This window comes from Streptomyces sp. NBC_01481, assembly GCF_026339995.1.
In the GTDB taxonomy this organism is placed as follows: Bacteria; Actinomycetota; Actinomycetes; order Streptomycetales; family Streptomycetaceae; genus Streptomyces.
This window is the reverse complement of record NZ_JAPEPT010000001.1, coordinates 373,206-396,647: the sequence shown is the minus strand read 5'-3', so window position 1 is coordinate 396,647 and position 23,442 is coordinate 373,206. Positions and strand designations below refer to the sequence as shown.

The window sequence follows — 23,442 nt, the reverse complement described above, 5'->3', positions numbered from 1 at the left end:
GCCCTCGCCGCCGGGCGACAAGATCCCCGCGCCCGGGCCGCCCGAGGCGCCCGTCGCGCCAGCCGCCTCGCCGCCCTGCACCGGGAACCCCGCACCCTGGCGGCCCGGGCCGCCCGTCGCACCAGCGGGCGCAGCCGCGCCCTCCTGGGGCTTTCGCTCCGCGTTCGCGTCGTTCGTCATCGCGTTCAGCCCGCGGCAGCGAACGCCGCGTCCATCTTCTTTGCCGCGTCGTCCGACGCCCGCGCCACGTCCTTCTTGCCGCTCACGATCTCCTGGAACATCGTCGGCAGCACCAGCGACGCGTCGATCTGGCCCCAGCCCGGCGACGCCGGCACGAACTTCGTGCCCGCACCCAGCGTCCGTACGAACGGCTCGACGAAAGGCTCCTTCGTCGCCACCTCCCCGCGGACGTCCGTGTACGTCGGCAGGAAGCCCATCGCCTCGAACAGCTTGCGCTGCGTCTCCTTGCCCGCGAACTGCTTCATCAGGTCCACCGCCAGCGTGCGGTGCGAACTGCTCTTCAGGACACCGATGTTGTTGCCGCCTGCGAACGCCGGCGCGATCGAGCCCGCCTGCCTGCCCGGCAGCGGCAGGACCGCGTACTTGCCCTTCACCGCGCCCGCCTCCACCGCCTGGTGGCTGAAGTCGCCGCCGATCGCCATCGCCGCCTTGCCGGACGCGAACGCCGTCACCGTCGCATTGCCGCCCATCGAGGCGCACTTCGCGGCCGGGCAGTTGTCCTCGCCGAAGAGCGAGGTGTACGCCGTGATGCCCTTCCGCGCGGCCGGGCTGTTGATCGCCGCCTTGTACGCACCGCCGCTCTCCTCCGCGAGCTCGCCGCCCTGCGCCCAGATGAACGGCATCGCCCCATACGTGTACGCGCCGCCGACCGCGAGCCCGTACAGCTCCGGCTTCGCCTTGTGGATCTTCCTGGAGGTGGCGATCAGCTCGTCCTGGGTCTTGGGGGCCGCGATCCCCAACTCCTTGAAGACATCGGTGCGGTAGTACAGCGCCCGTACGCCGACGAACAGCGGCGCGCCGTAGATCTTGCCGCCGACCGTGACCGAGGTCCGCGCCGTCGGGTCGGTGTCGTTCGCCTCGGCCCAGGCGGCGAACTCCGCGCTGACGTCGGCGAGTCCGCCGTCCTTCACGTATCCCGCCGTGTCCGTGTTGCCGTACTCGATCAGGTCCGGCGCGCTCTTCGGGTCGTTGAACGCGGCCTTGACGCGCTGGGCCCGCGTCTCGACCGGTATGTACTCGACCTCGACCTTCGCGTCCTTGTGCGCCGCGCGAAAGGCGGCGACGGCGTCGCCGACGACCTTCTCCTTGGGCTTGTTGTTGACCTCCTGGAAGAGCCAGACGCGCAGGGTGCCGCTCTTGTCGTCCTTCTGGGCGCTGTTGTCGGAGGTCTGGGGTGCGCAGGCGGTGCCGGTGAGACCTGCGAGCACAAGTGCCGCGGCGGGGGCGGCGATTCGGGCGATCAGCTTCATGCGTGGTCCCCTACGAGTAGGCGTTGCACAGAATGCAACGCGCGTTTCGTGCTGCACAACACGCAGGAGGCTAAAGCCACGGCCGACAACCGGACAAGAGGTCTCGACCACTCTGTGACCGGCAGAAGCACCCCGTGCAACGGGGACGGAACGCGAACGGCCCCCGGGACGCGCGTGCATGCGCGTCCCGGGGGCCGTCCCCTGCGGCAGGACTGCCGCCGTCAGACCTGTTTCAGACCTGTCGGACTACTTCTTGTCCTTGCCGCCCTTGCCCTTGTCCTTGTCCTTGTCGCCACCAGGGCCCATGGACTCGTAGATCTCCTTGCACATCGGGCAGACCGGGTACTTCTTGGGGTCGCGCCCCGGCACCCAGACCTTCCCGCACAGTGCCACCACGGGAGTGCCCTCGAGGGCACTCGCCATGATCTTGTCCTTCTGGACGTAATGGGCGAAGCGCTCGTGGTCGCCGTCGCCGTGCGACAACTGCGGCGTCGGCTCTACGAGGGTCCCCGCGCCTGTCCCGCGCTCGGGCTCAAGAGTGCTCATAACCGCCAAGGGTACTGAACGCCGCACCGCTCAGTTCAGCGACGGGTCGTCCGGATAGGTGGCGAACATCGCGAGTTCGCTGCGCTGCCTGCGCAGGACCGCCCGCCACAGGCTCTCCGGCCTGGGCGAGGACACGTCACCCGGCTCCGATTCGACGACGTACCAGGCGCCGTCGTTCAGCTCCTCCTCCAGCTGGCCGGGGCCCCATCCGGCGTACCCCGCGAAGATCCGCAGGGAACCGAGCGCCCCGCCGAGCAGCTCCGGCGGCGCCTCGAGATCGACCAGGCCGATCGCGCCGTACACCCGCCGCCAGCCGAGCGGGCCCTCGTCGCCCGGTATCACGGCGACACCGAGAGCCGAGTCGAGGGAGACCGGGCCGCCCTGGAAAACCACCCCAGGCTCACCGGCGAGCGCGGCCCATCCCTCCAGGATGTCGCCGACCACGACAGGGGTCGGCCGGTTGAGAACCACGCCGAGCGAGCCTTCGTCGTCGTGGTCGAGCAGCAGGACCACCGCCCTGTCGAAGTTGGGATCGGCGAGGACGGGGGTGGCGACGAGCAGCCGCCCTGTGAGCGAGGACACCTCGGTCATGCGAGACATGATCCCGCATCTTCGCCCTCCGCGGGGAGCGGGCGGCACAGTGTGAGCCCACGCAGCTCAGGGCGCGACACGGGCTCCGGCAGCCCGGAGCCCGAGCGGTGACGCTGCGCAAGGTGGAGTGAACCGAGCGTGTTGTGCCCAATTCATTACGCTCCCGGAGCGTCCTTGGCCTTACGGGACAGGGGTGGACGCCCCTTACCCTTTTCACTTGGCCCCTGTCCGACCACTCCGGAACGCGAGATTCATGACCGGCACCGACGATGTACTGCTTGTCCACGGCGGAACCCCGCTGGAGGGCGAGATCCGCGTCCGCGGCGCGAAGAACCTCGTGCCCAAGGCTATGGTCGCCGCCCTGCTCGGCAGCGAGCCGAGCCGACTGCGCAATGTGCCCGACATCCGTGACGTGCGCGTCGTGCGCGGACTGCTGCAGCTGCACGGTGTGACGGTGCGCCCCGGCGACGAGCCGGGGGAGCTGGTGCTCGACCCCTCGCACGTCGAGAGCGCGAACGTCGCCGACATCGATGCCCACGCGGGCTCTTCGCGTATCCCGATCCTCTTCTGCGGTCCGCTGCTGCACCGGCTCGGACATGCGTTCATTCCGGGCCTGGGCGGCTGTGACATCGGCGGCCGGCCCATCGACTTCCACTTCGAGGTGCTGCGCCAGTTCGGCGCGACGATCGAGAAGCGGGCGGACGGACAGTACCTGGAGGCCCCGCAGCGCCTGCGCGGCACCAAGATCCGGCTGCCGTACCCCTCGGTCGGCTCGACCGAGCAGGTGCTGCTGACGGCCGTACTGGCCGAGGGCGTCACGGAGCTGTCGAACGCGGCCGTCGAGCCCGAGATCGAGGACCTCATCTGCGTACTGCAGAAGATGGGCGCGATCATCTCGATGGACACCGACCGGACGATCCGGATCACCGGTGTCGACAAACTCGGCGGCTACACCCACCGGGCGATCCCGGACCGCCTGGAGGCGGCCTCCTGGGCGTCGGCGGCACTGGCGACCGAGGGCAACATCTATGTGCGCGGGGCGCAGCAGCGCTCGATGATGACGTTCCTGAACACCTTCCGGAGGGTAGGTGGCGCGTTCGAGATCGACGACGAGGGCATCCGCTTCTGGCACCCGGGCGGCGCGCTGAAGGCCATCGCCCTGGAGACGGACGTGCACCCCGGTTTCCAGACCGACTGGCAGCAGCCGCTGGTGGTGGCCCTGACGCAGGCGGCGGGCCTGTCCATCATCCACGAGACGGTGTACGAGTCGAGGCTCGGCTTCACCTCCGCGCTCAACCAGATGGGTGCGCACATCCAGCTGTACCGCGAGTGCCTGGGCGGCTCGGACTGCCGCTTCGGCCAGCGCAACTTCCTGCACTCGGCGGTCGTGTCGGGCCCGACGAAGCTGCAGGGCGCGGACCTGGTCATCCCGGACCTGCGCGGCGGCTTCTCGTACCTGATCGCGGCGCTGGCGGCGCAGGGGACGTCGCGGGTGCACGGCATCGACCTGATCAACCGTGGCTACGAGAACTTCATGGAGAAGCTCGAGAAGCTCGGCGCGAAGGTGGAGCTGCCGGGCGGCAAGCTCGTCTGAGGCGGGGACGGGGGCGCCCGCGGCGGGCCTTGTCCCCGCCCCGCCCTCCCCCAGACTCCGTCCGGGGGGGACCCCCAACCTCCCCGTATGCGACCTTCGGCCGCATGTCCGCAAACGCCGGCGGGGCTGAATATGCGGCTCGGCCGCACATCCAGCCCCGCCGGCGTTTGAGGCGTGGTCCCGGACGCGAAATTCAGCCCCGCCGGCCTTTGAGGCGCGGGGTTCGGGGCCGGAGCCCCGCGCTTGGCCCCACGGCCCTGTACAGGCCCCTCACGGCCCCTGCACAGCAAAGGGCGGCCACCCCCAGCCGGGGTGGCCGCCTTTGCTGTTGCCTCGGGGCTTACTTGCCCTTGGCGGCTTCCTTGAGCTTGGAGCCCGCGGAGACCTTCACGCTGTAACCGGCCGGGATCTGGATCGGGTCGCCGGTCTGCGGGTTACGAGCGGTCCGAGCGGCACGGTGGGTGCGCTCGAAGGTCAGGAAGCCGGGGATGGTGACCTTCTCGTCGCCCTTGGCGACGACCTCGCCGACCGTCTCGGCGAGAGCGGCCAGCACGGCGTCGGCGTCCTTGCGGGTCACCTCGGCGCGGTCGGCCAGCGCGGCCACCAGCTCACTGCGGTTCATGTTGTTACTCCCGTGTTCTTCTTGCCTGTGAGGCGTGAGATCGAAGCCGATGCTGCCAGGGCCCTCGGACAGTCCCCGGACCCGGGTCTGCTGTCAGACCCTCGCGCCCGATTACGCATCCTGCCCCCACCAGCGGCGGGAAAGCCAATCCGGCACCCTCCGGAGTCACACGAAAAGCGCCACTGCCTCGTCGTGGTGACGTTCCGTCGACTCGGTGGAGACTCGTTGTGGAGACTCCGCGGAGCCTCGGGGCTCATGGTCCGCCACCCTAGAGCGGCAGTCACGGCCCCGCGACTCGCGACGCGCCGTGTGTCAGCCCGACGTGGGGCCTGTCACAGAGGTGCCGACCGCCTTGGCGGCGTTGCGGACGGCTCCCGCGACCGCTCCGGCGACCTTCTCGTTGAAGACCGACGGAATGATGTAGTTCGGGTTGAGCTCGTCCTCGGTGACGGTCTCCGCGAGGGCGGCCGCCGCCGCGAGCATCATCTCCGTGTTGACGGTACGCGACTGGGCGTCGAGCAGGCCACGGAAGACACCCGGGAAGACGAGCACATTGTTGATCTGGTTCGGGAAGTCGGAGCGGCCGGTGGCGACAACTGCGGCCGTCTGCCGTGCGATTGCCGGGTCGACTTCGGGGTCCGGGTTCGCGAGCGCGAACACGATCGCGCCGTCGGCCATCGCCGCGACGTCCTGCGCGCCCAGTACATTCGGGGCGGAGACGCCGATGAAGACGTCCGCGCCTGCGACCGCTTCCCTGAGGGTGCCGGTGACGCCCTCGGGGTTGGTGTTGTCGGCGATCCAGCGCAGCGGCGAGCCGGGGGCCGCGTCCACCAGATCCTCGCGGCCGGCGTGCACCACGCCCTGGATGTCGGCGACGACGGCGTGCTTGACACCCGCCGCGATCAGCAGTTTCAGGATGGCCGTACCGGCCGCGCCGGCTCCGGACATGACGACCCGTACGTCCCCGACGGCTTTGCCGACCACGCGCAGCGCGTTGGTCAGCGCGGCGAGGACGACGATCGCCGTGCCGTGCTGGTCGTCGTGGAAGACCGGGATGTCGAGGGCCTCGCGCAGCCGTGCCTCGATCTCGAAGCAGCGGGGCGCGGAGATGTCTTCGAGGTTGATTCCGGCGAAACCGGGGGCGATCGCCTTGACGATCGCGACGATTTCGTCGGTGTCCTGGGTGTCCAGGCACAGCGGCCAGGCGTCGATGCCGGCGAAGCGCTTGAACAGGGCCGCCTTGCCCTCCATGACCGGCAGCGCGGCCATGGGGCCGATGTTGCCGAGGCCGAGGACGGCGGAGCCGTCGGTGACCACGGCGACGGAGTTGCGCTTGATGGTGAGGCGGCGGGCGTCCTCGGGGTTCTCGGCGATCGCCATGCACACCCGCGCCACACCCGGCGTGTAGATCATCGAAAGATCGTCACGGTTGCGGATGGGGTGCTTGGACTGCATCTCGATCTTGCCGCCGAGGTGCATCAGGAACGTACGGTCGGAGACCTTGCCGAGGACGACGCCCTCGATGTTGCGCAGCTCTTCGACGATTTCGTCGGCGTGCACGGTGGAGGCCGCCGCGATCGTGACGTCGATCCGCAGCTTCTCGTGGCCTGAGGCGGTCACGTCCAGGCCGGTCACGGATCCGCCGGAGGACTCCACGGCCGTGGTCAGCTGGGAGACCGCGGTTCCGCTCGCGGGCACCTCCAGCCGGACCGTCATCGAGTACGAGACGCTGGGCGCCGTTGCCATGACCGGGTTCCTCTGCTTTCGCTAGCTTCATTGCCATGCGGCCGCGGCTGCTGCCCGGCGACGCTTTCCGATGGTCGCACCTACCTGCGGGTAGCAGGTAATAGTGGTCATTGAGTTTTCGGAAACAGGATTCCACCATACGAGATACGGCAGCCTGCGTGGAAGCCGGGGTGGCACCAGGGCCCCAAATGAAACAGGTCCACGTCACCCAGGGTGACGCGGACCTGTCCCTACGAAGAAGTGGCACCGACCCGCCATGCTCGCCTCGCGGCAAGTGGTCGCTCTGAGCGACGAAGGTTGGGCCCGGGGGCTTGGATCGAGCCGGTGCCAGCACCCAGGCTAACAAACGACCCCAGAACCTGATTCCCGCATCGCAGGTTGACTCTCCATCAGGCGCCGGCGGGACCCCGATTCAGTCCCGCAGCAAGTCCGGCACACCGTCCGCGTCCGGCTCGTCGCGCCGGCCGGAGACCACCGTGAGCTGCTGGGTCGCCCGGGTCAGCGCCACGTACAGCACGCGCAGCCCGGCCGGGGACTCGTCCGCGATCTCCGCCGGGGAGACGACCACTGTCGCGTCGTACTCGAGGCCCTTCGCCTCCAGGGAGCCGAGCGCGACCACCCGGTCGCCGAGCCCGGCGAGCCAACGCGCCGCCTGCTCGCGCCGGTTCATCGCGACCACGACGCCCACCGTGCCGTCGACGCGGTCGAGCAGCCGCTGCGCCTCGGCCCGTACGGTCCCAGCCAGATCCCCGTCCGGGACCACGGAGAAGCGCGGCCGCACGCCCGTGGAGCGGACCGCGGACGGGGACTGCATCCCGGGCATCGCCAGCGCCAGCACCTTGGCCGCCAGCTCGGCGATCTCGGCCGGGTTGCGGTAGTTGACGGTGAGCTGGAAGCGGCGGCGCGGGCGGGTGCCGAGCGCCTCGTCGCGGGCCTCGGCCGCCTCGTCCGGGGACGACCAGGAGGACTGCGCCGGGTCGCCGACGACCGTCCAGGTGGCGTGCCGGCCGCGGCGGCCGACCATGCGCCACTGCATCGGGGTCAGGTCCTGCGCCTCGTCGACGATGACATGCGCGTACTCGGTACGTTCCTGCGCCAGGCGCTCGGCGCGTTCGCGCTGCGACTCCTCGCGCTGCGGCATCAGCTCCTCCAGACCGGTCAACTGGTCCAGCGGATCGAGCTCGCGCCTGCGCTTGGGGCGGGCCGGGGTGCCGAGCAGCGTCTGCAGCTCGTCCAGCAGCGCCACGTCGTGTACGGAGAGAGCGTCGCGCTTGAGAGAACGGGCGAGGCGGCGCGCCTCTCCCGGGTTGAGGATCCGGCGTGACCAGCGCCCCAGGCGTCTCTCGTCGGCCATGGCTGTGAGCACGCCGCGCGGGGTGAGCTCGGGCCACCAGGCGTCCAGGAAGCCGATGAACGCGTCCTCGGAGGCAACGTCCTCGTCGAAGGAGGAGCGCAGCTCGGCGGCGAGCTCGGGGTCGCCAAGAGAAGAAGATGCAGCCCGCGTTCCGTTGCCCGACTTGGCGTACAGAGCGTCCAGCAGCAGCCTGCGGGCGCGCGGGCGCAACAGATTCACGGGGGCGGTGCCGCCCAGGACGTTGTGGCGGATGCGCTGGAGCTCGTCGGCCTCCAGCTCCAGCCGCCGGCCGAAGGCGACCACACGCAGCCGTGTGGGCGTCCCCGCGGGCCCCTGTGTCCCCCTCTCGTGCTCCTCGCCGAAGGCGAGCTGCGCGGAGGGCGCGGGCGGCGGCATCTCCAGCGCGCCCCGCGCGGCCTTGCGCAGCACCTTCAGCATCCGCGAGGAGCCCTTGACGCGGGCCACGGCCGGATCGTCGTACGCCGTCGCCTCCGCGCCGTCGACAAGACTGCCGACGGCCCGGATCGCGACCTGCCCCTCCTCGCCCAGCGAGGGCAGCACGCCCTCGGTGTACGCGACGAGCAGCGGGGTGGGCGAGACGATCAGGATGCCGCCCGCGTAGCGCCTGCGGTCCTGGTAGAGCAGGTATGCCGCCCGGTGCAGGGCCACCGCGGTCTTGCCGGTGCCCGGCCCGCCCTCCACATACGTGACGGACGCGGCAGGGGCCCGGATCACCAGGTCCTGCTCCGCCTGGATGGAGGCGACGATGTCGCGCATGGTGTGGCTGCGGGCCTGTCCCAGCGCCGCCATCAGCGCGCCGTCGCCAATGACCGGGAGCTCGGCCCCGTCCAGTGTGGCGCTGAGCTCCGGGCGCATCAGGTCGTCCTCCACGCCGAGGACCCTGCGGCCCTTGGAGCGGATGACCCTGCGGCGTACCACCCGGCCCGGATCGACCGGTGTCGAGCGGTAGAACGGGGCGGCTGCCGGGGCGCGCCAGTCGATGACCAGCGGCGCGTAGTCGGAGTCGAGAACCCCGATACGGCCGATGTGCAGGGTCTCCCCGATGTCGGCCGTGTTGTCGGCGCGTACGGCGTCGTCGGCGGGCTCGATCGAGGTGTACGCCCCGTCCGGGCCCTTCTGGCCGTCCTTGCCGCGCAGCAGATCGATGCGGCCGAAGAGGAAGTCCTCGAACTCGTTGTTCAGCCGGTTGAGGTGAATCCCGGCCCGGAAGACCTGGGCGTCCCGCTCCGCGAGCGCGCCCGGCGTACCGACCTGGCCGCGCTTGGCGGCGTCGTGCATCAGGAACTCCGCCTCGTGGATCTTCTCCTCGAGGCGGCGGTAGACCCGATCCAGATGTTCCTGTTCGACGCCGATCTCACGGTCTCGCACCGTGTCGACGGCGGATCCGACCATGGAATCAACAGCGGCATCCTGCGCGGCCACCGAGGCCCCCTTCTGACGTGCACTGGGCAGCCGTCAACCGTACGCGAAGGGGGCGAATCTGTCAGGCGTCAACTTTCAGGCGTCAACCTCCACGAGCCGCTTTCCGTCGAAGGTGCGGACCTCGAAGTGATCGATGTCGTTCCGGTCCATGGCGGCTCCGCCGTGGACGTAGAGCGGGTTCTTTGCCGTCTTGACCGGGCTGTCGGGGATGCCGTAACCCCACTTCGGGACGGCCCAGGAGGTCACGACCTCTTCCTCGCCGGTCTTGGAGACGGCGATCAGACTGCACTTCTGCGGACCCGTGACGTTCTTCAGTTCGAGAACGGTGTGCGTGCCCCAGGCCTTCTTCTCCAGGCCGACGGTCGCGCTGACCTTGGTGCTCGCGTCGGTGGCCTTGACCTTCTCTTCCATGTGGTTGAAGAAGGCGTCCTCGGCGGGACTGGTGGGGTGCGGATCGCTGGTCGCCTGGTTCGTGCCGGTGTCGTTGGCCGTGACCACGACCGCGACGGCGGGACCGCCGATGATCAGGGCCGCGGCGGCCGCGACCAGATACATCCCGCGCCTGCGCTTGGCCGCCCGCTTGGCGGCGACCTCGTCGAGCAGACCGCCGAGCAGCTGCGGGCTGGGGGCGGTGGGGACCACGGGGACCGCTCGCGGCGGCGGGACGTCCGACCAGCCCGGCTCGGACTGCCTGCCGCGCATGTTCAGCACATTCGACTGCTGTGGTGGTGCCGGGGCCTCCGCCAGCATGGCCAGCATCGGCTCCATCCCGGAGAACTCTTCGAGGTGGGCGGCGCAGATGTCACAACCCGCCAGGTGCATCTCGAAGGCGGAGGCGTCCGCGTCGTCGAGAATGCCGAGCACATACGCGCCGACGGCGTCGTGGACGGATTCCTGCTCGTACATGGTCATGCCGTGACCCCCCTCTCCTCCAGAGCGAGCTTCATGGAACGGAGTGCGTAGAACACCCGCGAACGCACCGTCCCGCTGGGTATGCCGAGCGTCTCGGCCGCCTCATTGACCGTTCGGCCCTTGAAATACGTCTCGACAAGAACTTCCCTGTGGGCGGGCGTCAAATCATCGAGTGCATCTGAGAGCGTCATCAGCCACAACGCCTTGTCGATCTCGTCCTCCGCGGGCATGACCTCCAGCGGCGACGGATCGACCTCCTGCGGCCGGGCCTGCCGGCTGCGGTGACCGTCGATGACGATGCGGCGTGCGACCGTCACCAGCCAGGGTCGGACAGAGCCGGTCGCTCGGTTGAGCTGGCCGGCGTTCTTCCAGGCACGGATGAGCGTCTCCTGCACCACGTCCTCGGCTCGCTGGCGATCGCCGGCGACAAGACGGAGTACATAGGCGAGCAGAGGTCCCGCATGTTCGCGATACAGCGCACGCATCAGCTCCTCATCAGGTGCTGAGGAGTCGTTGCGTGGCTTCTCGCTGCGATGCCGGGCCCTCTGCGGACGGTCATCGGCCACGGCGGCATCCTTGCGCACCTGAACCTCCCGGTCGAGACCCTGTTTTTCGGCTGACTGCTTCTCCCCCTTCTCTACGGGGACCACGGGCGCATCACTCAACGTCCGCCGAAAAACTTTCAAGATCTTTTACAGGTGGGTCGCAGCGGTGCGGCGCCGGTGCCTGGCGACGCGTTCGCGGTTCCCGCACACCTCGCTGGAGCACCAGCGGCGCCGCCGTCCGCGGGACGTGTCCAGGTATACGCGGCGGCAGTTGTCGCCCTCGCACTGCCGCAGCCGGGCCCTGGCCGCCGGGTCGGTCAGCAGGTCCACGGCGTCGCGGGCGATCGCCGCCAGCAGCGCCCCGCACTCGGGCGCGGCGCTCAGCGCCCGTACCAGGGAGCCGTCCCCGTCGGGTACGGCTCTGATGGCGGGCGGCGCTCCTGCAGCGAGGGCGTTGACGCGCTCCAGCGCGGACTCGGCGCGCCGGCCGTCGATCTGGGCCCGTACCAACTGGCCCACGCAGTCCCGCAGTTCGACGAAGCGCGCCACCCACCCGATGTCGAAGGCCGGGAGCGCCGTCGCCGCGGGCACCAGGCCCGCCCCGACCAGCCAGCGGCCCAGCCGACCGGCCTGGGCCAGCGCTTCGCGCCCTTCGCCGGCCGATTCCGCGGTCGCCATCAGATCCAGGCAGATCCGCCCGGAGTCGAACCTCCAGTCGTAGGAGGCTGCACCCGTCGCGCCTGCCGTCATGCGCCTGCCACCGCCTAGGGGTCACTGCCGGGTCTCCCCTCCAGAGTGCCCGTCCGAACGTGCGGCCGGAACCCCTTCTCCCCAGGGGTCAGGGGGTGTCTTTCGGATCTTGCCGGGTTCGCGTGCCCTGGCACGCCCGCTCGCTGCGTTGTCGTCAGTCGCCGACGCTCCGCGTCGGCTCCTTCCTCCGCCTTGCGATCGCACGCACCAGACCCCGCTCACTGATCCGGCCTGATCCAAACGACACCCCCTAAGCCGCACCCCCACGCATCAGTCGCGCGAAACGTCCGGTGCGACGTCCTCGTAGCGCTCGGCGGGCGCGGAGCTGCGGGCGCTCGGCGCGGCGGCGGGCTTGCCGCAGAAGGCAGCGTCCAGCGTCTTTGCCATCACGCCGAGCACATCGCTGTTGTTGGAGGTGTTGGCGAGGGCGGTGATGCTGCGGCTGCCGTCCTTGGAGGTGAAGGAGTACGTGTAGTAGCCCTGGACGGTGCCGGTGTGCCCGTACACGGAGACACCGCAGGACAGATCGCGGCGGCGCAGACCGAGACCGTAGCCCTGGGTGCTGTTGATCGGGACCCACTGCCGCATCTGCGTCAGCAGAGGGGCCGGGAGCAGCCTGCCCTTCAGCAGCGCGGAGAAGAAGGTGTCCAGATCGCGGGTGCTGGAGATCATCGCGCCCGCGCTCTGGGCCCAGGAGACGGTCTGCCGGGTGGAGTCGACGAGCGGCGCTCCCGCCTCGTCGGGCCGGAGATAGCCCTTGGTGTAGCGGCCCGGAAGGGCGGTGTCGGGATGCACGTAGAAGGTGTCGCGCAGCTTCAGTGGCTCGATGATGCGCTTGCGGTACTCGGTGCGCAGCGAGTGTCCGGTGAGCTTCTCGATGAGCTGTCCGACGACCACGAAGTTGGTGTTGGAGTAGTCGTAGGCGGTGCCCGGCTGAACCGTCAGGGGCTTGGCGAGGGAGAGGTCGACCAGTTCCTGGAGCGTGAAGACCTTGTTGCGTACGGACTCGAAGCCCGGGACCGTCTTGTCGAACATGTCGTTGGTGTAGTCGTACAAACCGCTGCGGTGGCTGAGCAGATGACGCACCGTGATGCGGTTGTCCGGCAGCAGGCCCGGCAGATAGGTGTTGGCCGAGGTGTCGAGGTCGAGCCTTCCCTCGCCGACGAGTTGCAGCAGGACCACCGAGGAGAAGCTCTTGGTGACGCTGCCGACGCGGAAGCGGTCCTCGGTGCTGATGGCCCGTCCGGTGGCCCGGTCCGCGACACCCTCGCTCGCCTTGTACACCGTGCCGTTGTCGTCGATCCTCGCCATCGCGCCGGGAGCGCCCTTGGCCAGCGCGTCGCGCAACACCGCCTTCAGGCCCGCGAGATCGGGAGCGGGGTCGGTGGCCGCGGCTAAGGGCGCCGCGGAGGGCGCCTGCGCCGACGCGGCCTGCGCGGGGACTGCCAGCAGAGACAGCAGGACGGCGCCGACAGCCGTGCCCCTGCCCACCATGACTGAGACCATCTGGTTGTTCTCCATTCCGGTGCGAGCCGCGCCGCGGATGCGGACGCCGGCACAGTCTGTACGCACCGGACCCCCCGTCAGGTTGCAACGAGCGGACCTACGTCGAGGTCATGCAGAAAACGCTGCCCAACGCCGTGCGCGTCAGGCGTCCGCGTACTTGGTGTCGGCGGCCGGGTCCAGGGCCAGCCGGTAGCCCCGCTTGACGACGGTCTGGATGATCTTGGGCGCACCGAGCGCCGTACGCAGCCGGGCCATGGCCGTCTCGACGGCGTGCTCGTCCCGCCCGGCGCCCGGCAGGACGCCCAGCAGGTCGGAGCGGGAGACGACCCAGCCGGGGCGTCTGGACAGGGCACGCAGCAGGGCCATTCCGGCGGGCGGCACGGGCCGCAGGTCCTCGTCGACCAGGACGGCGTGGCCGCGGATCTCGACACGGCGGCCCGCGACCGGGAGCGTACGGGCCCGGGAGGGCAGCTCCAGGCCTATCAGCTGCACCAGCGGGCCGAGCCGGAAGCGCTCCGGCTGCACCGTGGCGACGCCGTGGGCCTGCAGCGGCAGCGCGGTGACCGGCCCCACGCAGGCGGCCAGCACATCGTGGTCCAGGGCGTGCAGCAGCTCGGGCAGCAGTCCCCGGGTCTCGGCGCGGGAGAGCAGCGAGGCGGCGGCGGGGGCGCTGGTGAAGGCGAGGGCGTCCAGGGCGCGCGCGACGGTCGCGTCCAGGAGCCGGTCGACGGGCCCGAGGTCCTCCGGCGCCATCCACCGGTAGACGGGCACGACGACGACATCGGCGCCCCCGGCCCGTAGCGACTCGACGAATCCGGGCAGCGGCTCGCCGTGCAGCTGGAGCGCGATCCGGCGGCCCGCGACACCCTCGGCGAGCAGTCGGTCGAGGACCTCGGCCATGGACTCGGAGGCCGGGGACCACTCCTCGGTGAGCCCGGCGGCACGGATCGCGCCCTTGACCTTCGGCCCGCGGGCCAGCAGCTCGACCCCGCGCAGCCGTTCCAGGAGCTTTTCGCCGTGTCCCCAGCCGTCGGCGGCCTCCACCCAGCCGCGGAATCCGATGGCGGTGGTGGCGACGACCACGTCGGGCGCGTGGTCGATCAGTTCCTGGGTGGCTGCGAGGAGTTCGGCGTCGTCGGCGAGCGGGACGATGCGCAGGGCGGGGGCGTGCAGGACGCTCGCCCCGCGGCGTCGAAGGAGCGCGCCGAGTTCGTCGGCGCGCCGCGCTGCGGTGACGCCGACGGTGAAGCCGGCGAGCGGCCCGTGCTGATGGTCTTGCATATGGCGTCCCCAGACGTGGTTCCCCAGACGTGCGGATGGGACGACCGAGCCTGCCAACGGTGCGTGACAGGCTCGGTGCGCCGTGATTTCGCTGGTGTTACACCTCTGCGTAGCTGAGCTGCGGCTTCGCCTCCGCGACGGGCTGCGCGGCGACGGCGGGCCGGCGAAGGTATACCGCCCAAGTCACGGTGAAACAGGCCGCGTAGAAGACGAGGAAGGCGACGAAGGCGGAGGTGCCGGTGCCCGCGGTCAGGAAGGACTGGCGGAAGGCGAGGTTGATGCCGAGCCCGCCGAGCGCGCCCACCGCGCCGATGAGTCCCATGGACGCACCGGAGAGCCTGCGCCCGTAGGCGGCGGCCTCCTCGCCGGACATGCCCTTCGCAACCGCCTTTGCATGGAAGATGCCCGGGATCATCTTGTACGTGGAGCCGTTGCCGACCCCGGTCAGCACGAAGAGTGCGATGAAGGCGGTGGTGAACAGCGTCAGCGACTCCTCGACGGAGGCGGCCACGACGGCCGCGGTGGCCAGGCCCATGCCGAGGAAGTTCCACAGGGTGATGCGTGCGCCGCCGTAGCGGTCGGCGAGCCAGCCGCCCACGGGGCGGATCAGCGAGCCGAGGAGCGGGCCGATGAAGGTGATGGACGCGGCCTGCAGCGGCGTACGCCCGAACTGTGTCTGCAGCACCAGACCGAAGGCGAAGCTGTAGCCGATGAAGGATCCGAAGGTGCCGATGTAGAGGAAGGACATGATCCAGGTGTGCGGGTCCTTGACGGCTTCCTTCGATGCGCCGGTGTCGTTCTTGACCGGGGCGAGGTTGTCCATGAAGAGCGCGGCGCAGATCGCGGAGACGGCGATGAACGGGATGTAGATCCCGAGCAGCATGCGCGGTCCGCCGGACGCCCCGATGACGGCGAGCCCGACCAGCTGTACGACGGGCACTCCGATGTTGCCGCCGCCCGCGTTCAGCCCGAGGGCCCAGCCCTTCTTCCGCAGCGGGAAGAAGGAGTTGATGTTGGTCATGGACGAGGCGAAGTTACCGCCGCCGACGCCCGTGAGCATCGCGACCAGCATGAAGGTCGTGTACGAGGTCCCCGGCTCCATCACCACGAAGGCGGCGCCCGTCGGCAGGAGCAGCATCGACGCGGCGACGATGGTCCAGTTACGGCCGCCGAAGCGGGCGACGGCGAAGGTGTACGGGACCCGGATGAACGCCCCCACCAGCGTGGCCATGGCCACCAGGAAGAACTTCCCGGCCGGGTCGATTCCGTACTCCGGCCCCATGAACAGGACCATGACGGACCACAGGGTCCAGATCGAGAACCCGATGTGTTCGGAGAGAATCGAGAAAACCAGATTGCGCCGGGCGATCCGCTCGCCCTTCGCCTCCCAGAACGACTCGTCCTCGGGGTCCCACTGTTCGATCCACCGGCCAGCCATCACGTGCCTCCACGGTCCTCGGGGTGTGAAGGGGACGTTATGGATGGCGCGTTTCGGCCCCGGTGGCGCGAGGTGACCGGGGCGAAACCTTGCTCTCACCCGGCCCTCAGCGCCGGTGTGAGCCGCTCTCCGTCTGCCGCGCCTTCCTGCTGCCGTTGGGCCACAGACGCGGACGGCGCTTGGCCGCCAGATCCTCGATCCAGCCCACGGCCACGATCATCAGCCCGATCAGCGGCCAGACCACGAGGAACATCAGGATCGTGTACGTCGCCTCCAGGATGCTGCCCAGGTGCGCGTCCACGAAGGGGATCTCCCACAGCAGGTCCAGCACGGGGATCGTGGCCATGATCAGGGTGTTGTGCCAGAGGTAGATCGTCACCGCGCGGTTGTTGGACAGCGTGACGTACTTGTCGAAGCGGGCGAGCTTTCCGGGCAGCTCCTGCCAGGACGGGGAGTACTGCAGCAGGATCACCACGAAGCCCAGCGACCAGGTGGCCTGGGCCAGCGGGATGTCGTTGAGGTCCCAGCCGTCCACGGTCTGGTGGCCCGAGGCCCACCACAGGCCGAAGGCCATCAGCAGAGTGGAGCAGGACATCACGGCATAGCGGGGAATCTGTTTCAGCAGGCCCTCGTGGTGGGCGAAGCCGAGCACCCAGCAGGAGCCGAAGACCGCGAAGTCGGAAACGGCATTGCCGGTCTCGCCGGGGATCTTCACCAGGCCGGTGCCGACGATCGCGGTGAGGCCGAGCGGCGCGAGCAGCGTCACCCAGGGCAGCCGGCGGAAGGCCCAGAGCAGCAGCGGCGAGGCGATGACGAACCAGAGGTAGGCGCGCAGATACCAGAGCGGACCCACCGCCTGGACCGCCCAGGTGTCCTCCAGCAGACCGGCCTTGTCACCGATGCTCCAGGGGAATTCGGGAGCGCCGACCGGGACGATGTAGCAGAACAGCCTGACGAACCACCACAGCCCCTCCTCCTTGACCGGCTTCCAGCCGGCCACGAAGAGCATGACGAGCATGACGGCGCTGAACGCCCACAGCGGCGGGAGCAGCCTGCGGATACGGCCGCGGATCACCCCGAGCGCGGGCCGCGACAGCGAACGCGCCATCAGCGAGCCCGCGAGCGCGAACATCACGCCCATGGAGGGGAACAGGATCGTCAGCCACGCCCAGCCGAATATGTGGTAGACGACGACACGGACCAGGGCGACGGAGCGCAGCAGGTCGAGATACCGGTCGCGGCCCGGCCCGGCGGCAGGCGCGGCGGGCTTGAGGTCCGGCGCCGCGGCGGCGGTGGAAGTGTGGCTCACGCGACCGGCCTCCGGTCCTCGTCGCTGCGCCGCGGGCTGGGTATGACGCCGGGCGCCTCCACCGCTCCCGTACGCCGCAGCTTCTGCCAGCGCAGCCGGCCTCCGGTCAGTGCGGTGATCCAGGACTGCAGCAGCACGACGTACATCAACTGCCGGTACAAGAGCTGCTGGAGCGGCAGTGAGATCAGATGGAGCATGCGCTCGCGGTCCAGCCGGAAGGCGTACGCGGCGCACACGGCCTGGACGGCGAGGACGCCCAGCCAGGCGGCGATCGTCTTCTGGGTGGGGCCGAAGACCAGCCCGTACAGCAGGAAGACGTCGATCAGCGGGGCCAGCAGCGGGGCGAGCACCATGAACAGCGAGACCAGCGGCAGGCCCACGCGGCCGAAGCGGCCCGAGGGGCCGCGATCCAGGAGGGCGCCCCGGTGCTTCCAGATGGCCTGCATCGTGCCGTACGACCAGCGGTAGCGCTGCGACCACAGCTGCTGCACGGTCTCGGGGGCCTCGGTCCAGGCGCGGGCCCGCTCGGCGTAGACGACGCGCCAGCCGTCGCGGTGGATGGCCATGGTGATGTCGGTGTCCTCGGCGAGGGTGTCCTCGCTCATGCCGCCGACACGGTCCAGGGCCTGGCGGCGGAAGGCGCCGACCGCGCCGGGGATGGTGGGCATGCAGCCGAGCAGGTCGTACATACGGCGGTCGAGGTTGAAGCCCATGACGTACTCGATGTGCTGCCAGGCACCGATCAGGCTGTCGCGGTTGCCGACCTTGGCATTGCCCGCGACCGCGCCGACGCGCGGGTCGCCGAAGGGCTGGACCAGCTCGCGCACGGTGGACGGCTCGAAGACGGTGTCGCCGTCCATCATCACGACGATGTCGTAGCGGGCGTTCCGGATGCCCCTGTTGAGGGCCGCGGGCTTTCCGGAGTTGGGCTGGCGTACGACGCGGACGCCCGGCAGCCGCAAGGACTCGACGATGCCGGCGGTGCCGTCCGTGGAGCCGTCGTCGATGACGATGACCTCGATGGGGTGGTCGCTCGCCGTCAGCGAGCGGACCGTGTTGGCTATGCATTCGCGTTCGTTGTACGCGGGGACCAGCACGGACACCGGGCGGGTGACCTCCGGGCCCCAGCTGAAGCCGCGCCTGCGCACCTTGCGGGCGTGCGCGAAGGAGAGGATCAGCATCAGCCCGAAGCGCGCGATGACGAGCACGCCGATCACTGCGAGACCGACGACCAGGACCTCGGTGGTGTGCTCGGAGAAGGCGACCGCGGAGACGAATGCCTTGCCCTTCCACAGTTCGGGGCCGGTGACCTTGGTGTGGGCGCTGGGCGCGTCGAGCGCCTCGGTGAGGTTGGTGAAGCGGTAGCCCCGCTCCTTCATCTGCGGCAGGAAGCGGCCGAGCGCCGCGACAGTCTGCGAGCGGTCGCCGCCGGAGTCGTGCATCAGCACGATCGAGCCGCTGGTGCCCTTGGGCGTCGCCCTCTTGATGATCGCGTCGGCGCCGGGGCGCTTCCAGTCCTCGGAGTCGGTGTTGTTGAAGACGGTGATGTAGCCGCGGCTGCCGATGTACTGGGTGACCGGCCAGGACTTGTTGTCCAGGGCGTCGGAGAAGGAGGAGTACGGCGGGCGGAACAGCGAGGTGTGGATGCCGGCCGCGCCCGCGAGCGCCAGCTGGTTCTGCGAGAGCTCCCAGGCGATGCGCGCGGTGGACTGGTAGGACAGGTCGGGGTGGTTGAAGGTGTGCAGTCCGACCTCGTGACCCTCGCGGACCATCCGTTCCACCAGCTCGGGGTGGCGCGAGGACATGGTGCCGGTGACGAAGAAGACGGCGTGCGCGTCGTACTGCTTCAGCTGGTCCAGGACCTTCGGCGTCCAGACGGGATCCGGGCCGTCGTCGAAGGTCAGCACCAGTCTGCGGTCGGGGATGCTCATCGCCTTGGGCGCCGCCTCGTCGCGCGCGTCGATGACCGGTCCGCCGCGCAGGATCTTGTCGGGGACCTGGTCGGTCGGGGCGGGCGGCCGTACGCGGTGGTCGGCCAGGATCTCGCTGTGCACATAGCCGCGCAGCATCAGCATCGCGAGCATGGCGACCAGGATGAGGACGGGCAGGAGATAGCGCATGGGCATTCTGCGCCGTGCGACGCGCCGGGCCCGGCGCCGCGGGCCCCTGCTGTCGGGGAGTGTCATTTAGAGCGCGCCTTCTTGCACGGGTGGATCGGTGGGATTCGTCGACGGTCCCGGATCGGACGGGGTGGGCACCGGGGGACTGACGTCCGGCTCGGGCCCGGGGGAGCTTCCGCCGCCGCCCGGCGTGGCGGACGCGGATGCACCGCCCGGAGCGGGCACTCCCTTGCCGGAGGGCTGGGGAACCGCGGAACCGGAGGTGCCGGGGCCCGGTCCGGCCGGGAGCCCGCCGGCGGCGCCGCTCGACGCGGAGCCGGAGGGCTGGGGCAGTACGGCGCCGGTGGAGTCGGTGGGGGCGGGTGCGCCGGGTACGCCGCCGGGTGGGACCTGCGCGGACGTGCTGTCGCTGGGGGCGGGCTGTATCTCGACCTTGTCGGTCTGCTCCTTGTCGCCCTGGCCGAACCCGGGCAGCAGGGGCGCGGCGGAGTTGCCGCCGAGGAGGGCGACGACGAGCGTCACGGCGTAGCAGGCGCAGGCGATGGCCAGAACCCAGCCGAGTTGGCGAAACTTCTTGCTGCGGCGGCCGCTCTCGTCGACGAAGACCGGCCCGTCGGAGGCGTCTTGGACGGCAGAACCGGCATGCCCCGAAGTCCCGGCCGGCAGATCCCCCAGTATTCGGCCAAGGCCGTCCAGCTGGATCGTCACCTCGTTCGGCTCATGCGTATGACCGATACGGGCATCTTCTTGCCAATTTTCCACTGCTGTACGCACATCCCCCACTGGCTGAAATCGAGCGTGCGCACGACGGCCCGGACACTGCCGGACTGGGTCCCCACCCAACCTGCGCACCCTCTACCACACTCACCCTGACCCAGAATGTAGCGCACGCCGGTGGCATCTCGTGCTCTTGTGTCAGTTGTTGTCACCCATCAGCGACATATCACCTTCGGGCAACCATGCGTTGGCGTCCCGTTCCAGCCAGCCCTCTTGCCCGGCGAGATCGGCGGCTGCTGCCCGCAGCGCGTCCACCCCGGGGTGGACGATGCCTTTTCGCCACACCATCGAGACAGGCGACAGCGGTACGGGGTCGACGATCGGGCGCAGCACGGTGTCGGGCACGGCCGGAAAATCCACCACTGCCAGAACCGGGGTACGCGTCTTCGCCATCACCCGCCGGAACTCCTCGAAGCCGATCGCCACAGGCGCGGGCGGCGCGATCGTGATCCCGCGCCCGGCGAAGAGCCGCCGCGCCAGATCCGTCCACTCCAGGGTCGCCGGATTGCCCGCACCGGCATATACGGTCTCGCCCGCGAGCGCGTTCAACGGGATCCGCTCCCGCCCGGCGAGCGGGTGGTCATGCGGCAGCAGGACGGCCATCGGCTCGAACCGCACGGGCTGATGGGACAGCAGCGCCCGCACCGCGGGTTCCAGTCCCGCAAGGCGCCCGAAGGAGACATCGAGCCGCCCGGCGACAATCTCGGCGGCCGCGCCTGTGAGACCGCTCTGGAAGCGGGCCATCAGCTCACAGTCCGGGGCGAGTTCCCGAGCCCGGGCCAGCACCCGGCCGGATGCCATGCCCTCGGTGTTGAGGTCGACGAGCAGCGGCCGCGAGGCTCCCGACGCGGCCGCGAGCAGCTCGTCCTGCGCCTGGAGCACCCCGCGCGCGTACGGCAGCAGCCGCTCGCCGTCGCCGGTGAGCGTCACCTGCCGGGTGGTCCGTACGAAGAGCTCGGCACCCAACTCCCGCTCCAGCCGCCGTATGTCACGACTGAGGGCCTGCTGGGCGACATACAGCCGGGCGGCGGCACGGGTGAAGTGCAGTTCGTCGGCGACGGCGACGAAGGCACGGAGGAGGCGGGGGTCGAGGTCTCGGGGCACACGGTCGAATTTACAACGGGGGTGTGTCAATGGGGCCTGAGCAGGTGTTGGACGCTGCGAGCGCCTCGCGGCGAGGGTTGCTCCATGCCGCATCCAGTCGACTCCGAGCGCCATCCAGCCCCTCCGGCGATCGAGGAGCGGGCTCCGGGGCGCAGCCCCGGCACAGGCCCCACCCCCTACCGACGGCTCTTCGCGCCGCACGGCGCGCTCGCCTTCACCGCCGGCAATCTCCTGGCCCGCCTCCCCATGGGCATGTTCAGCGTCAGCGCCGTCATCATGATCGCCGGAGCCCGCGGCTCGTACGCCCTCGCGGGAGCCGTCACCGCGACCGGTCTCGCCGCGACCGCGCTGGTCGCGCCATGGACCGCGCGGCTTGTGGACCGGCACGGGCAGGCCCGGGTCGCGGTGCCCGCCACCGCGCTCGCCGTCCTCGGTTCCATCGCCCTGCTGCTGTGCGTACGCCTCGACGCACCCGACTGGACCCTGTTCGCCGCGTACGCCGCGACCGCCACGACCCCCAACACGGGCGGCATGTCCCGCGCCCGCTGGGCCCATCTGCACCGCGGCGACCCGGCAACACTGCACACCGCAAACTCCTTCGAGCAGGCCGCCGACGAGCTGTGCTTCATGCTCGGCCCGGTGCTCGCCGCGTTCCTGTGCTCCGCGCTGTTCCCCGAGGCGGGCACTTTGACGGGCGCGATCCTGCTGCTCACCGGCGTACTGGTCTTCGCGGCCCAGCGCGCCACCGAGCCGCCGGTCGCCGCCCGCCCGGCGCGGACCCGCTCTCCGCTGCGTACGCCGGGCATGGCCCCGCTGCTAGTGGTCTTCCTCGCGACGGGCGCGGTCTTCGGCTCGATGGAGGTCGTCACGATCGCCTTCGCGGACGGGCGGGGGCATGCGAGCGCAGCGGGTGCGGTGCTCGCGCTCCAGGCCGCGGGCTCGTGTGTGGCGGGCCTGGTGTACGGCAGGTTCCGCCCCGCCCGGGGACTTGCCCGGCGCCTCTTGATCTGCCTCGCGGCGATGACGGTCCTGATGTCGCTGCCCCTGCTGGCCGCCATCACGGGTTCGCTTCCGGCCGTCGCCGTGGCCCTTCTTGCGGCGGGCATGGCCACCGCACCGACGATGGTCACAGGGATGACAGTGGTCCAACGCCTTACGCCCGAGAGCCAGTTGAACGAGGGCATGACGCTCGCGGTCACCGCGCTGCTCGGTGGCATAGCGGCCGGTTCGGCGGCGGGCGGCTGGACGGTGGAGCACACGAGCACGGCGTACGGATATCTGGTGCCCGTCGCGGCGGCCGCGACCGCGCTTCTGCTGGCCGCGGCGGGGCGGACCGAACGGTACTGAGCCCCCGGCGGATCCCGGCGGGGACAGGGCGATACGCTGCACCGCCCCCGAAGCGGGGGCATCTGTTCCGCTCAGTGGAGGGGCCCCATGGCCATCAAGAAGGCAACCATCCAGCAGCAGGTGGCTGCCGCCATCGCACAGGCCAACCCGGCCGACCGGCCGATCGTCACCATCCAGGCGATCGCCGGCCCGAGTGTCTGGCTGATGAGCATGCTCGGTCTGATAGGCCAGGCGTTTCTGACGTACTACTTCATCACGGTGACCGAGCAGGCCGTGGTCATCCACAAGGCGGGCCGGATGAGCAACCGTCCGCAGGAGATCGCCTTCGCGCTGACGCCTGCCGAGGTCACGGGAATGGTCGGTGAGATCCAGCGCAACACCCTCTGGAGCTCGTTCCGCTTCCAGCTGCCCGGCCAGCCGAAGCCGACCCGGATGAATGTGCACCGCATCTGGCGCGCCGAGATGGACCAGCTGCTCGGCATGGTGGCCCCCGGACACCAGCCGGCGGTCTGACCTGCGGCACAACACGACGAAGGCCCGGTCTGCCGTAGCAGCCGGGCCTTTGACGCATGGGATGAGTGGAGATGGCGGGAATCGAACCCGCGTCCAACGGTGCAGAATCAGGGCTTCTCCGAGCGCAGTCCGCTTCGATTTTCTCAGCCCCGGAGATCTCGCGGACAAGTCTCCGACGGGCTCAGTCACTGTTTGATTTCCCTCTACGCCCCGTGACCGGGCTTAGAGGTTTAGTTCCCTAGATGATGCCAGGATCCGGGTCGGGAACAGCCCCGGGCTGACACCCGAAGGCCTTCGCTAGCTGCTAATTAGGCAGCGAGCGCGAAGGCGCGGGAATCGCTCTTGGAAGTGGCGATTATTGGTTGCGACATATGGTTAACGAGATCATTGCCGCTTCCTCGGCTCGCTTCCCCTGCTTCGACATCCGCTGTCGAAACCGATCATCCCCATGTTG

The 23,442-nt window shown here is 69.9% G+C and carries 19 protein-coding genes and 1 other RNA gene; 3 read left to right on the top strand and 17 right to left on the bottom strand.

The features are described 5' to 3' along the window. Positions 1-185: 185 nt before the first annotated feature. The 3 genes from OOK40_RS01830 to OOK40_RS01820 all read right to left on the bottom strand — a co-directional run bounded on the left by OOK40_RS01830 (position 186) and on the right by OOK40_RS01820 (position 2,627). Positions 186-1,490 carry an extracellular solute-binding protein gene (locus OOK40_RS01830; RefSeq protein ID WP_266475977.1) on the bottom strand — a complete coding sequence of 435 codons (1,305 nt, stop codon included), beginning with the start codon at positions 1,488-1,490 and terminating at the stop codon, positions 186-188. 246 nt (positions 1,491-1,736) lie between these two features. Further along, on the bottom strand, positions 1,737-2,036 hold the full coding sequence (locus OOK40_RS01825) for a DUF3039 domain-containing protein (protein ID WP_266475976.1): 300 nt from the start codon (positions 2,034-2,036) through the stop codon (positions 1,737-1,739). Between the two features lie 30 nt (positions 2,037-2,066). Beyond that, positions 2,067-2,627: a YqgE/AlgH family protein gene (locus tag OOK40_RS01820; protein ID WP_266475975.1), complete on the bottom strand. Its 561-nt coding sequence runs from the start codon at positions 2,625-2,627 to the stop codon at positions 2,067-2,069. 253 nt (positions 2,628-2,880) lie between these two features. Between OOK40_RS01820 and murA the strand changes: the two genes are divergently transcribed. Continuing rightward, entirely contained in the window at positions 2,881-4,221 is a 1,341-nt protein-coding gene (gene murA, locus OOK40_RS01815) for a UDP-N-acetylglucosamine 1-carboxyvinyltransferase (protein WP_266475973.1), read from the top strand. 340 nt (positions 4,222-4,561) lie between these two features. On the opposite strand, the gene OOK40_RS01810 is transcribed toward murA, so the two are convergent. The 13 genes from OOK40_RS01810 to OOK40_RS01750 all read right to left on the bottom strand — a co-directional run bounded on the left by OOK40_RS01810 (position 4,562) and on the right by OOK40_RS01750 (position 21,128). After that, positions 4,562-4,843 carry an HU family DNA-binding protein gene (locus OOK40_RS01810; RefSeq protein WP_004571953.1) on the bottom strand — a complete coding sequence of 94 codons (282 nt, stop codon included), beginning with the start codon at positions 4,841-4,843 and terminating at the stop codon, positions 4,562-4,564. Between the two features lie 312 nt (positions 4,844-5,155). Then, complete coding sequence (locus tag OOK40_RS01805) at positions 5,156-6,589, bottom strand: NAD-dependent malic enzyme (RefSeq protein WP_266475965.1); 1,434 nt, start codon at positions 6,587-6,589, stop codon at positions 5,156-5,158. Between the two features lie 412 nt (positions 6,590-7,001). Continuing rightward, complete coding sequence (locus OOK40_RS01800; protein WP_266478746.1) at positions 7,002-9,356, bottom strand: UvrD-helicase domain-containing protein; 2,355 nt, start codon at positions 9,354-9,356, stop codon at positions 7,002-7,004. Between the two features lie 105 nt (positions 9,357-9,461). After that, positions 9,462-10,298: an anti-sigma factor gene (locus tag OOK40_RS01795; RefSeq protein ID WP_266475964.1), complete on the bottom strand. Its 837-nt coding sequence runs from the start codon at positions 10,296-10,298 to the stop codon at positions 9,462-9,464. Beyond that, entirely contained in the window at positions 10,295-10,882 is a 588-nt protein-coding gene (locus OOK40_RS01790; RefSeq protein ID WP_142217417.1) for a sigma-70 family RNA polymerase sigma factor, read from the bottom strand. The genes OOK40_RS01795 and OOK40_RS01790 overlap by 4 nt, the downstream gene beginning before the upstream one ends. A 108-nt stretch (positions 10,883-10,990) precedes the next feature. Beyond that, on the bottom strand, positions 10,991-11,593 hold the full coding sequence (locus OOK40_RS01785; protein ID WP_266475963.1) for an ABATE domain-containing protein: 603 nt from the start codon (positions 11,591-11,593) through the stop codon (positions 10,991-10,993). Between the two features lie 270 nt (positions 11,594-11,863). Continuing rightward, a complete protein-coding gene (locus OOK40_RS01780; RefSeq protein WP_266478743.1) occupies positions 11,864-13,099 on the bottom strand; it encodes a serine hydrolase in 1,236 nt (411 codons plus the stop codon). 141 nt (positions 13,100-13,240) lie between these two features. Continuing rightward, the gene (locus tag OOK40_RS01775) at positions 13,241-14,380 is read right to left on the bottom strand and encodes a uroporphyrinogen-III synthase (protein ID WP_266475962.1); all 1,140 of its coding nucleotides are present in this window, start codon (positions 14,378-14,380) and stop codon (positions 13,241-13,243) included. Positions 14,381-14,477: 97 nt separating this feature from the next. Next, a complete protein-coding gene (locus OOK40_RS01770; RefSeq protein WP_266475961.1) occupies positions 14,478-15,818 on the bottom strand; it encodes a NarK/NasA family nitrate transporter in 1,341 nt (446 codons plus the stop codon). A gap of 106 nt (positions 15,819-15,924) precedes the next feature. Beyond that, on the bottom strand, positions 15,925-17,127 hold the full coding sequence (locus OOK40_RS01765) for an acyltransferase (protein WP_266475960.1): 1,203 nt from the start codon (positions 17,125-17,127) through the stop codon (positions 15,925-15,927). Then, positions 17,124-19,247, bottom strand: a complete 2,124-nt coding sequence (locus OOK40_RS01760) for a bifunctional polysaccharide deacetylase/glycosyltransferase family 2 protein (protein WP_266478741.1) — start codon at positions 19,245-19,247, stop codon at positions 17,124-17,126. Before OOK40_RS01760 ends, OOK40_RS01765 begins: the two co-directional genes overlap by 4 nt. 66 nt (positions 19,248-19,313) lie before the next feature. Continuing rightward, entirely contained in the window at positions 19,314-19,955 is a 642-nt protein-coding gene (locus tag OOK40_RS01755) for a hypothetical protein (RefSeq protein ID WP_266475959.1), read from the bottom strand. Between the two features lie 207 nt (positions 19,956-20,162). Continuing rightward, positions 20,163-21,128, bottom strand: coding sequence for a LysR family transcriptional regulator (locus tag OOK40_RS01750; protein ID WP_266475958.1), 966 nt, complete (start codon positions 21,126-21,128; stop codon positions 20,163-20,165). An 84-nt stretch (positions 21,129-21,212) separates the two neighbouring features. On the opposite strand from OOK40_RS01750, the gene OOK40_RS01745 reads away from it, so the two are divergent. Continuing rightward, the gene (locus tag OOK40_RS01745) at positions 21,213-22,475 is read left to right on the top strand and encodes an MFS transporter (protein WP_266475956.1); all 1,263 of its coding nucleotides are present in this window, start codon (positions 21,213-21,215) and stop codon (positions 22,473-22,475) included. An 87-nt stretch (positions 22,476-22,562) separates the two neighbouring features. Beyond that, on the top strand, positions 22,563-22,988 hold the full coding sequence (locus OOK40_RS01740; protein WP_266475955.1) for a hypothetical protein: 426 nt from the start codon (positions 22,563-22,565) through the stop codon (positions 22,986-22,988). A 63-nt stretch (positions 22,989-23,051) separates the two neighbouring features. Here OOK40_RS01740 and ssrA read toward each other — a convergent pair. Continuing rightward, positions 23,052-23,436, bottom strand: a transfer-messenger RNA (tmRNA) gene (ssrA, locus tag OOK40_RS01735). Positions 23,437-23,442 lie beyond the last annotated feature (6 nt).

What these genes read in the sequence shown, in the direction of transcription:
- OOK40_RS01825 (WP_266475976.1), bottom strand. Translation starts at nt 2,036, where the DNA reads ATGAGCACTCTTGAGCCCGAGCGCGGGACAGGCGCGGGGACCCTCGTA.
- OOK40_RS01785 (WP_266475963.1), bottom strand. Translation starts at nt 11,593, where the DNA reads ATGACGGCAGGCGCGACGGGTGCAGCCTCCTACGACTGGAGGTTCGAC.
- OOK40_RS01740 (WP_266475955.1), top strand. Translation starts at nt 22,563, where the DNA reads ATGGCCATCAAGAAGGCAACCATCCAGCAGCAGGTGGCTGCCGCCATC.
- OOK40_RS01810 (WP_004571953.1), bottom strand. Translation starts at nt 4,843, where the DNA reads ATGAACCGCAGTGAGCTGGTGGCCGCGCTGGCCGACCGCGCCGAGGTG.
- OOK40_RS01760 (WP_266478741.1), bottom strand. Translation starts at nt 19,247, where the DNA reads ATGCGCTATCTCCTGCCCGTCCTCATCCTGGTCGCCATGCTCGCGATG.
- OOK40_RS01830 (WP_266475977.1), bottom strand. Translation starts at nt 1,490, where the DNA reads ATGAAGCTGATCGCCCGAATCGCCGCCCCCGCCGCGGCACTTGTGCTC.
- OOK40_RS01820 (WP_266475975.1), bottom strand. Translation starts at nt 2,627, where the DNA reads ATGACCGAGGTGTCCTCGCTCACAGGGCGGCTGCTCGTCGCCACCCCC.
- OOK40_RS01805 (WP_266475965.1), bottom strand. Translation starts at nt 6,589, where the DNA reads ATGGCAACGGCGCCCAGCGTCTCGTACTCGATGACGGTCCGGCTGGAG.
- OOK40_RS01745 (WP_266475956.1), top strand. Translation starts at nt 21,213, where the DNA reads ATGCCGCATCCAGTCGACTCCGAGCGCCATCCAGCCCCTCCGGCGATC.
- OOK40_RS01800 (WP_266478746.1), bottom strand. Translation starts at nt 9,356, where the DNA reads ATGGTCGGATCCGCCGTCGACACGGTGCGAGACCGTGAGATCGGCGTC.
- OOK40_RS01775 (WP_266475962.1), bottom strand. Translation starts at nt 14,380, where the DNA reads ATGCAAGACCATCAGCACGGGCCGCTCGCCGGCTTCACCGTCGGCGTC.
- OOK40_RS01780 (WP_266478743.1), bottom strand. Translation starts at nt 13,099, where the DNA reads ATGGTCTCAGTCATGGTGGGCAGGGGCACGGCTGTCGGCGCCGTCCTG.
- OOK40_RS01795 (WP_266475964.1), bottom strand. Translation starts at nt 10,298, where the DNA reads ATGACCATGTACGAGCAGGAATCCGTCCACGACGCCGTCGGCGCGTAT.
- murA (WP_266475973.1), top strand. Translation starts at nt 2,881, where the DNA reads ATGACCGGCACCGACGATGTACTGCTTGTCCACGGCGGAACCCCGCTG.
- OOK40_RS01770 (WP_266475961.1), bottom strand. Translation starts at nt 15,818, where the DNA reads ATGGCTGGCCGGTGGATCGAACAGTGGGACCCCGAGGACGAGTCGTTC.